The following is a 5,939-nucleotide window of genomic DNA, read 5'->3' on the forward strand; positions in this document are numbered from 1 at the left end:
TCGGTGGCGACACCCTTTTCCTTCAGTCGGATCGCTTCCTCGACCGCGATCTCGTCAAAAGGGTTCATCGACATCTTCACGTTCGACAGGTCCACCCCCGACCCGTCCGCACGCACCCGCGCCTTCACGTTGTAGTCAATCACACGCTTGACCGGCACAAGAAGCTTCATCAGCCCTCTCCCTTTCGCATAAGCGTCACCCGTTGCTGCAGTTGCATAACAATCACCGCCGCGATTTAAAGGCCAAATATCGGCAGGAAGGACTGGCTCGCAGCGTCAAGTGCCCGAGTCGTCACCGCGCGAGGCGCCGGGCACCCACAGCAGGTCCCCGCCCGCATCGGCATTCGCCACGCGCGCGGCCACGAACAGCCAGTCGGACAGGCGGTTGAGATAGCGCACCGCCACCGGGTTGACGTCGCCGCCCTGGGCAAGTTCGGTCGCGCGGCGCTCGGCCCGGCGCGCGACGGTCCGGCACAGGTGCAGATGTGCGGCCAGGGCCGACCCGCCCGGCAGGATGAAGCTGCGCAGCGCCGAAAGCGGCCCGTTCATCTCGTCGATCTCGGCTTCCAGCCGCCCGACCTGCTGCTGCACCGCCCGCAGCACCGGATAGGGCGCCTCGGCGTCGCGGTCCATGTTCGGGCGCGCAAGGTCTGCGCCAAGGTCGAAGAGCTCGTTCTGGATGACCGCCAGCCGTTCGGCCATCGGGCCTTCCGCATGCAGCCGCGCAAGGCCCAGCGTGGCGTTCAGCTCGTCCACCGTACCATAGGCCTCGACCCGGGGGTCATGCTTGGCCACGCGCGAGCCATCCGACAGGCCCGTGTCGCCCTTGTCGCCGGTGCGGGTGTAGATGCGGTTCAGGACGACCATCAGTGGCCCCTCAGCATGACGTAGATCAGGATCAGTGCCACCGCGATCGCCTGGGCGATGATGCGCCAGCGCATCATGCGGTTGCCGTGATGGCGGTTGAACTCGCCGCCCCGGGCGAAGCCGCCGATGCCGACCGCCAGGATCACGGTGACCGCAAGGACGGCCAGTGCCGCGACGATGAAAAGGGATTGGTCGCGCATGAACGGCCGCCTTTCGCAGGTGCCCAGACTAGCTGCGCCGCGCGAACCAGTCCAGAGCGGCCGTGGGCAGCAGCCTGCGCCCTGCAGCCGCGATCTGGGTGGGACGCGTCACGCGATAGCGGGCGCGCGGGGTCCGGGCTTCCAGCGCGGCCCGGATCACCGCGCTGGTGGCCGAGGGCGACAGTTCGAACCGGTCAGGCCCCGAGGGCTGGTAGAGGCGCTTCAGCAGGCTCGCCCGGTATTGTTCGACCCGAGGACTGCGTTCCCAGTCGACCCAGCGTTCGAAATGGGGGATCGAGTTGGCGCGGATGCGGCTGGTGATGGGGCCGGGCTCGACCAGGATCACCCGGATGGGGGTGTCCGACATCTCGATCCGCAGCACGTCGGTCAGCCCTTCCAGCGCGAACTTGCTGGCGACATAGGCGCCGCGCCAGGGGATGCCGACGAGGCCGAGGACCGAGCTGACATTGACGATGCGGCCCGCGCCCCGTTCGCGGAAATGCGGGATCAGGCGGCGCGTGAGGTCGTGGGTGCCGAACAGGTTGACCTCGAAGATCGACCGCAGGCCGCCGCGCGGCAGGTCCTCGACCGCGCCCGGCAGGGCGAAGGCCGCGTTGTTGACCAGCGCGTCGAGGGGGCCATGCGCCAGGGCGGCCTCGGCGCAGGCGGCGACGCTGGCCTCGTCGCCGAGATCGAGGGGCAGGGCGACCATGCCTTCGTCGCGGCGGGCCTGCAGGTCCTCGGGCCGCCGGCAGGTGGCGATCACGGTCCAGCCCGCGCGGCCCATGTGGCGCGCGGCGTCCAGCCCGATGCCGGACGAGCAGCCGGTGATGAGGACCGTGGGCAAGCGGATCAGCCCGGGAAGTCGTCGGACAGGCTGTCTGCGGGGATGAAGCCCACCTCGTTCACCAGCGGGTCGCGGACCTGGGCGAAACTGCCCCCGTCCGCATGGATCAGTTCGACCACCGCGCCATAGGGAAGGATGCGCAGCACGCCCGCGCCCGGTTCGGGCGCCGTCTTCAGGGGCTGGTGATGGCGGCTGACATACTGCCGACGCGGTTCTTCGATCTCTTCGGCCCCGGATGCCAGCGCCCCCATCATCCCCATGGCGCGGACCTGGTGGCTTGCGGGCACCTGCTCGCTGCTGGTGCCGAACAGGGCAAGCAGCAGGAAGGTCGAGGTCAGGACAATGGCGATCAGGCGGAACATGGCAGTCGTATGGCTAAGTTCATGTCCGGATGAAACCGCTATCGCGGCCGAGGCGTTCCCTGCGCCTGACGCAAATCCGTCATGTCCGTTCATCCTGTGGCACGCAGGGCACGCACGGCAGGGCACTGGAAACCGGCCGGGCTCAGGCGTAGGTGGACGCCATGAAGAAGAAAGCCGACGCCTCCGACGCCCCCAGGCCCGACAAGGATCCCGCGCGCTCGACCGTTTCCGAGCCGCTGAGCCGGGCCATTGGCGAGCGTTACCTGACCTATGCGCTGTCCACGATCATGCACCGCGCGCTGCCGGACGCCCGCGACGGGCTGAAGCCGGTCCACCGCCGCATCCTTTACGCGATGCGCGAGCTGCGCCTGTCGCCGACCGGCGCCTTCCGCAAGTCCGCGAAGATCTCGGGCGACGTGATGGGGAACTATCACCCGCATGGCGACAGCGCGATCTATGACGCGATGGCGCGTTTGGCCCAGCCCTTCGTGATGCGCTATCCGCTGGTGGACGGGCAGGGGAACTTCGGGTCGATCGACGGCGACAGCCCCGCTGCCAGCCGCTATACGGAGGCCCGCCTGACACTGGCCGCCGAGGCGCTGATGGAGGGTCTGGCCGAGGACGCGGTGGACTATCGTCCCAACTACGACGGCACGCTGGAAGAGCCGGTCGTGCTGCCGGCGGCCTTCCCGAACCTTCTGTGCAACGGCGCGAGCGGCATCGCCGTGGGGATGGCGACCAACATCCCGCCCCATAACCTGCACGAGGTGGTGGACGCCTGCCTGCACCTGATCAAGTCGCCGGATGCCCGGGACGAGACGCTGATGGCGATCATGCCGGGACCGGACTTCCCGACGGGCGGCGTGCTGGTCGAGGATGCGGCGACCCTGCGCGAGGCCTATCGCACCGGGCGCGGTTCCCTGCGCCTGCGCGCCCGCTGGGCGGTCGAGGACCTCGGCCGGGGAACTTGGCAGATCGTCGTGACCGAGATCCCCTACATGGTCCAGAAGTCCAAGCTGATCGAGCGGCTGGCCGAACTGGTCCTGAACAAGAAGATCCCGATCCTGGCCGACGTGCGCGACGAATCGGCCGAGGACATCCGCATCGTGCTGGAACCCCGCGCCCGCACCATCGATCCCGCGCAGATGATGGCCGCGCTGTTCAAGGTCAGCGACCTCGAGGTGCGTTTCGGCCTGAACATGAACGTGCTGATCGACGGGCGCGTGCCCAAGGTCTGCTCGCTCAAGGAGGTGCTGCGCGCCTTCCTCGACCACCGGCGCGAGGTGCTGCTGCGCCGATCCGCCCACCGGCTGGAGAAGATCGCCGCGCGCCTCGAGCTTCTGGACGGCTATATCGTGGCCTACCTGAACCTCGACCGGGTGATCGAGATCATCCGCCACGAGGACGACCCCAAGGCGGTGATGATGGCCGAGTTCGGCCTGTCCGAGGCGCAGGTCGAGGCTATCCTGAACATGCGCCTGCGCGCCCTGCGCCGGCTGGAAGAGATCGAGCTGCGGGCCGAGCGCGACCGTCTGGCCGCCGAACGCGAGGGGCTGCTGGCGCTGGTGGCCGATCCCGCCCGGCAATGGATGAAGATCGCCGAGCAACTGCGCGAAGTGCGCGGCTTGTTCGGCAAGTCCAACCCGGCGGGCGTGCGGCGGACCGAGATCACGGCCTCCGAGGACGTGCAGCCGCTCGACATGGACGCCATGATCGAGCGCGAGCCGGTCACGGTGATCCTGTCGCGCATGGGCTGGATCCGGGCGATCAAGGGCCACCAGCCACTGGACGCCGAGGTCAAGTTCCGCGACGGCGACGGGCCGTTCCTTGCACTGCACGCCGAGACGACCGACAAGCTGATGGTCTTCGGCGCAAACGGCCGCTTCTACACGCTGCCGGCCAACAACCTGCCCGGCGGGCGGGGCCTGGGCGAGCCGCTGCGGCTGATGATCGACCTGCCGAACGACGCGGCCGTGCTGGACATGTTCCCGTGGCGCGAGGACCAGCAGTTCCTTGTCGCCTCGAAGGCCGGGGACGGCTTTATCGTGAATGCGCCGGACGTCCTCGCCCAGACCCGTGCAGGCAAGCAGGTGCTGAACGGCGACGCGCTTCTGGTCCGCCGGATCGAGGGCGACCACCTCGCCTGCGTGGGCGAGAACCGCAAGCTGCTGGTCTTCCCGCTGTCCGAACTGCCCGAGATGGCGCGCGGCAAGGGCGTGCGGCTGCAGAAGTTCAAGGACGGCGGGCTTGCGGATGCGAAATGCATCACCCGGTCGGTGGGCCTGTCCTGGCTGGACCCGGCGGGCCGGACGCGGACGGAGCCCGACCTGACCGAATGGCTGGCCAAGCGCGGCACGACGGGCCGGATGGCGCCGCGAGGCTTCCCCCGCGACAACCGCTTCAACTGAACCGGCCCCCATGAAGGAACCGCCCGAGGACCCCTCGGGCGGTTCGGTGTTTCCGGGAGTTGAGCGGTCAGGAATACAGGTTCTGCACGCCCACCTGGTCGTGGATCTGGTTGGCGGCCGCGCGGTCGATGCCCAGCGCCTCGGCCAGGTCGTGCAGATAGGCGGCCTCCTGCTCGCTGTCGAAGTCGATCGCCATCAGTGACATCAGATAGACCTGCGATTCCAGACCCTTGGGCACCTCTCGCGCCAGCCCCTGCGGGTCGACCGGCGCAGCCATCTGGTCGCGGATAAAGGCGCGATCGTCCTCGTCGAGGTCGCCCAGCTGGCCCAGCAGGCGCTCGCGCTCGGCCTCGTCGATGCGGCCGTCAGCCTTGGCGGCCTGGATCATGGCGCGCAGCATCAGGCCCGCGACGGCGTTCTGCTCGGGCGTGGGGGCGACCTCGGGCTCGTCCTGACGGGCGACCGCGTCGTTGAAGACCTCGCCGAAGCTCGCGTCGTTCGAAGGCTGCGCCCCGCGCTGGGCCGGGCCATTCAGGAGCCCGCCGAGAAGGCCGCCGAGGCCCCCTGCCGCCGCGCCGCCGGCCAGTCCACCCAGCAGGCCGCCGCCCTGGCCATAACCGCCGGCCGAGCCGCGGCCCGTATTGCGGGTCAGGCTGTCCAGGATGCCGCCGAGGCCCCCTGAGGCGCCGGCCGAGTTCGGCCCGCCATAGGGACGGCCCGTTCCCGCGCCGCCCATGCCCGTCCCGCCCATCCGGCCGCCCAGCACCTGGCCCAGCATGTCGCCCAGGCCGCCCTGGCTGCCGCGGCTGGACCCGGCATTCATCAGGTCGCCGAGGATGCCTCCCCCCGTCCGGCGTCGGCCGGGGAACTGGCCCCCCCGGGACTGCTGCTGGTTCTGCATCATGGTGCCAAGGCCCTTGGCCAGCATCACGCCCGCCGCCACGCGGGCCAGGGATTTCATCAGGGACATCGGTTCCTCCGGGGAAAGACAGGCGCCGTGCCGGGCACGGCCGTTCGGGCTGCTCAACGTGCCCCTAGACGCGATGGTTCCGGCGCGGGCCCCGTGCGCCACAGCTTGCTTTTCCGCCGACTCGCTTATATCTCGCGGCGATGCTTACGCGAGGGGGTCGTCCAGCCGGCCGCCCGACGATCAGGAGGCCACGATGGCAAAGGCAAAATTCGAACGGACGAAACCGCACGTCAACATCGGGACGATCGGTCACGTTGACCACGGCAAGACGACGCTGACGGCGGCG

At 69.2% G+C, this 5,939-nt stretch carries 7 protein-coding genes and 1 pseudogene; 2 read left to right on the top strand and 6 right to left on the bottom strand.

Annotated elements, in window-relative coordinates; all coding sequences use genetic code 11:
- From BLQ03_RS17170 to BLQ03_RS17190, 5 genes and pseudogenes are all read right to left on the bottom strand, one after another.
- Positions 1-170: pseudogene (locus BLQ03_RS17170) on the bottom strand (electron transfer flavoprotein subunit beta/FixA family protein); the annotation flags it as partial.
- Between the two features lie 105 nt (positions 171-275).
- Positions 276-866 (bottom strand): cob(I)yrinic acid a,c-diamide adenosyltransferase, encoded by a 591-nt coding sequence (locus tag BLQ03_RS17175; RefSeq protein WP_090757518.1) that lies wholly within the window; start codon positions 864-866, stop codon positions 276-278.
- Entirely contained in the window at positions 866-1,066 is a 201-nt protein-coding gene (locus tag BLQ03_RS17180; RefSeq protein WP_090757519.1) for a twin transmembrane helix small protein, read from the bottom strand. Before BLQ03_RS17180 ends, BLQ03_RS17175 begins: the two co-directional genes overlap by 1 nt.
- A gap of 28 nt (positions 1,067-1,094) precedes the next feature.
- Positions 1,095-1,913 carry an SDR family NAD(P)-dependent oxidoreductase gene (locus BLQ03_RS17185; RefSeq protein ID WP_090757520.1) on the bottom strand — a complete coding sequence of 273 codons (819 nt, stop codon included), beginning with the start codon at positions 1,911-1,913 and terminating at the stop codon, positions 1,095-1,097.
- Between the two features lie 5 nt (positions 1,914-1,918).
- Positions 1,919-2,275 carry an SH3 domain-containing protein gene (locus tag BLQ03_RS17190; protein ID WP_090757521.1) on the bottom strand — a complete coding sequence of 119 codons (357 nt, stop codon included), beginning with the start codon at positions 2,273-2,275 and terminating at the stop codon, positions 1,919-1,921.
- 161 nt (positions 2,276-2,436) lie between these two features.
- Between BLQ03_RS17190 and parC the strand changes: the two genes are divergently transcribed.
- Positions 2,437-4,683: a DNA topoisomerase IV subunit A gene (gene parC / locus BLQ03_RS17195; RefSeq protein ID WP_090757522.1), complete on the top strand. Its 2,247-nt coding sequence runs from the start codon at positions 2,437-2,439 to the stop codon at positions 4,681-4,683.
- A 67-nt stretch (positions 4,684-4,750) separates the two neighbouring features.
- On the opposite strand, the gene BLQ03_RS17200 is transcribed toward parC, so the two are convergent.
- Entirely contained in the window at positions 4,751-5,653 is a 903-nt protein-coding gene (locus BLQ03_RS17200) for a tellurite resistance TerB family protein (protein ID WP_090757523.1), read from the bottom strand.
- Between the two features lie 193 nt (positions 5,654-5,846).
- Between BLQ03_RS17200 and BLQ03_RS17205 the strand changes: the two genes are divergently transcribed.
- The coding region (locus BLQ03_RS17205) for a GTP-binding protein (RefSeq protein ID WP_023878051.1) at positions 5,847-5,939 on the top strand (93 nt) is incomplete at its 3' end.

Source organism: Paracoccus chinensis (assembly GCF_900102885.1).
In the GTDB taxonomy this organism is placed as follows: domain Bacteria; phylum Pseudomonadota; class Alphaproteobacteria; order Rhodobacterales; family Rhodobacteraceae; genus Paracoccus; species Paracoccus chinensis.

Excerpts from the sequence above, each read along its gene's own strand:
- BLQ03_RS17175 (WP_090757518.1), bottom strand. The coding sequence starts at position 866 with ATGGTCGTCCTGAACCGCATCTACACCCGCACCGGCGACAAGGGCGAC.
- BLQ03_RS17180 (WP_090757519.1), bottom strand. The coding sequence starts at position 1,066 with ATGCGCGACCAATCCCTTTTCATCGTCGCGGCACTGGCCGTCCTTGCG.
- BLQ03_RS17200 (WP_090757523.1), bottom strand. The coding sequence starts at position 5,653 with ATGTCCCTGATGAAATCCCTGGCCCGCGTGGCGGCGGGCGTGATGCTG.
- BLQ03_RS17190 (WP_090757521.1), bottom strand. The coding sequence starts at position 2,275 with ATGTTCCGCCTGATCGCCATTGTCCTGACCTCGACCTTCCTGCTGCTT.
- parC (WP_090757522.1), top strand. The coding sequence starts at position 2,437 with ATGAAGAAGAAAGCCGACGCCTCCGACGCCCCCAGGCCCGACAAGGAT.